We start from the raw sequence: 2,735 nt of genomic DNA, 5'->3' as shown, positions 1-2,735 counted from the left end.
GCCGCCAGCCGCGCATAGAGCTCGTCCGAGCCGCGATTGAGGTCCCAGGACAGCCAGGCATAGAACAGGCCAAGCAGCGCGGCCGCCAGCGGCAGGGCGATCCAGCCGGGGATGCGGCGGCGCGCGGGACGGTGCGGCGCGTCCACCCCCTGCCAATGCGGCGACAGCCCGCGCTCCCACGGGCCGCGCAGCTGGGCCAGCAACTGATAGAGACCCTCGCGGATGCGGTCCAGCTCGCTGCCGCCGCCGCGCGCCAGCCGGTAGCGGCCCTGCATGCCCAGCGCCAGCGCCAGATAGGCGATCTCCAGCGCCTCGCGATAGCGCCCGGGATCGCGCTGCATGCCGGCGAGCAAATCAAAGAAACGCTCGCCCGAGCGGACCTCCTGGTGGAAGCTGGAGACCAGGGATTGCGCGCCCCAGGCGCTGGCCGGGCCCCAGGGGGTGGCCAGCGCCACATCGTCCAGCGCGGCGCAGAGCGCGTAATGCGCGGCGCGCAGCTGGTCGGGCGAGACATCGGCGGCACGCGCCTCCGCCTCGAACTGGCGCAGCGCGCGGATGGCACGCTCGCGCAGCTCGTCCGGGCGGTCGATGCGCGCGCCGCCCGAGAGCTGTGCCAGCAGCTCCAAAAGCGGCGCGGCGGCGGCGGCGAGCGGCGAGAGGCCGGTGCGCGGCAGCGCCTCCACCTCCGCCGCCGCGGCGCCGGCGGGGACGGCGTAGCCGGTGAGGGCAGCGGGTGGCGGCATCGCGCCCGCCGGCCGGGCAGGCTGCGCCCCGGCGCGCGGCTGCGGCCCCTGGATGATGGTGCGGTCCGAATCCTCCGGCTCGGAGAAGGGATTGTCGCTCATCCGCGGATCGCCCAGAGCTCCATCTGCAGCGCCGGGAAGTCACCCGAGACATGCAGGGCGAAGCCGCCCGAGGATTGCATCTGCTGCCAATGCGGGCTGCCGCGATCCAGCTCGAAATAGACGGCGCCGGCATGGAAGGGGATCTGCCGCGGCGCCACGGGCAGTGGCCGCACCGCGATGCCGGGCAGCGCGACATTGACCAGCTCGCGGATATGCTCGACCGCGCCGATCTTCACCTGGTTGGGGAAGAGGCGGCGCAGCTGCTCGCCCGGCATCTCCGCCTGCACCGTCAGCACGAATTGCGCGGCGCGCAGCAAAGTACGGTCCATCAGCGGGCCGACCCGCACGCCATGCCGCCGCTCCTGCAACGGGATGGCGACCGCGTTGGTCTCCAGCACCATCGAGAGCGCGCGGCGCAGATCGGCCACCACGGGCGCGAAGGCGCGTTGCAGATCGTCATGCCGGTAGGCCGGATAGGGCCGCGCGCGGCGGCCGGGATCGGTGAAGGTGGCGAGCTCGCCCGCCATCTGCACCAGCACGGAAAACAGCGCCTCGGGGTGGATGTTGCCGGCATCCGACCAGTGCGACAGCAGCGGCAGCCAGCGATTGAGGCTTTGCAGCAGCAGGAAGTCGGAGACCTCGGCCACGCCGCGCGCGCCGGGGGCGGAGAGCCGTGCCGCCAGCGCCTCGGCCCGCTGGCCGAGCATGCCGGTCAGTTCCGGCGCGAGGTTGCCGATGGCCGGCCAAGCGGAGACACGCAGGCAGGGCGGGATGAAGCGCTCATCCACCACCACGCGGCGATCGGCCTGCACCTCGACGATGCGGGCGAGGCCCAGGCAGGTGAAGCCCGCGCGCTCCTCGCTTTCCAGCAGGAAACGCAGCCGCGGGCGGCCGACCTGCAATTCGGCCGGCTGGGTGCTGTCGGAATGGGTGTCGAAAGCCTCGAAGGGCCGCAGCCCGTAGCGCGCGCCGGAGAGCTCCGGCATCTCGCCAAAGGCGACCTCCGGGCTGCCGGGCTGGCGCAGGGGGGCCGCCAGATAGACGATCTGGTTGCGCGTGCCCTCCGGCAGGTCGAGCGGCAGGGGCTGGTCGGCGCTGCCGGGGATGGCGAAGGGCGTGCCATCCTCCAGCACGCCGGCGGCGCTGGCCAGGGCGAACTTCCCCGCCGCCAGCAGATCGCGGTCCAGCGACAGCTCGGTCAGCCCCCAGGGATGCGGGCGCAGCGGCGCGGTGCGCGCCTGCAACTGGTGCTCGTGATAGCGGTCCTGCTGCTGGAAATGCTGCGCGCGCAGGAACATGCCTTCCTGCCAGACGACCTTGTCGGTCCAGACCATCGGTTAACCCCGCCCGCCGCGCAGCGCATCCTCATAGGCCCGGGCGAAGGCCTTGCCGAAGGCGCTGTCGAAATCATCGTCGAATTGCTCGCCCGTGGCGCGGTGCAGCGCCTTGTAGCGATCCCAGAGGCGCTTCTCGCGCGCACCGGGCAGCAGCCCGCCGCCCTGGTCCTCGGCCTCCAGCCGCGCGGGTGCCAGGCGGTCGAGCAGCGCGCGCGCCGCCGCCTGGGTGGCGGCGAGGCCGGCGGCCTGGTGCGCGGCGAGATCCGTCACCGTCTCCTGCACCGCCGCGGCGGTGTCGGGCGAGGTCAGCAGCCCCTGCAGCGCGGCGGCGTCGGAGGCGGCGAATTTCACCGGGTTGTTGCCGCTGGCGCGCAGCATGGTCTGCTCGATGCGGAATTCCCGCTTGGCGTCGGCGCGGGCGATCAGCAAAGCGCGCAGCCCGGCCAAGGCGATGCGGCTGAGCTGGCCGGCGGCGTGCAGCGCGGCCTCCGGCGCGATTCCTGTCAGCGCATGCGGCGGCAGGCCGGCGCCCTGCAGGAAGGCGGCCAGCAGG

At 73.2% G+C, this 2,735-nt stretch carries 3 protein-coding genes; all 3 read right to left on the bottom strand.

All coding sequences use genetic code 11. The features are described 5' to 3' along the window. Window positions 1–845, bottom strand: an 845-nt coding sequence (gene icmH, locus HMPREF0731_RS20170) for a type IVB secretion system protein IcmH/DotU (RefSeq protein ID WP_007006071.1), incomplete at its 3' end; no start/stop codon positions are given. Further along, entirely contained in the window at window positions 842–2,179 is a 1,338-nt protein-coding gene (tssK, locus tag HMPREF0731_RS20165; protein WP_007006070.1) for a type VI secretion system baseplate subunit TssK, read from the bottom strand. The genes tssK and icmH, both read right to left, overlap by 4 nt. A 3-nt stretch (window positions 2,180–2,182) precedes the next feature. Next, window positions 2,183–2,735, bottom strand: a 553-nt coding sequence (gene tagH / locus HMPREF0731_RS20160) for a type VI secretion system-associated FHA domain protein TagH (protein WP_007006069.1), incomplete at its 5' end; no start/stop codon positions are given.

The organism is Pseudoroseomonas cervicalis ATCC 49957 (assembly GCF_000164635.1).
Lineage (GTDB): Bacteria > Pseudomonadota > Alphaproteobacteria > Acetobacterales > Acetobacteraceae > Pseudoroseomonas > Pseudoroseomonas cervicalis.
The sequence above is the reverse complement of the archived record's forward strand: the minus strand, read 5'-3'. Positions and strand labels throughout refer to the sequence as shown.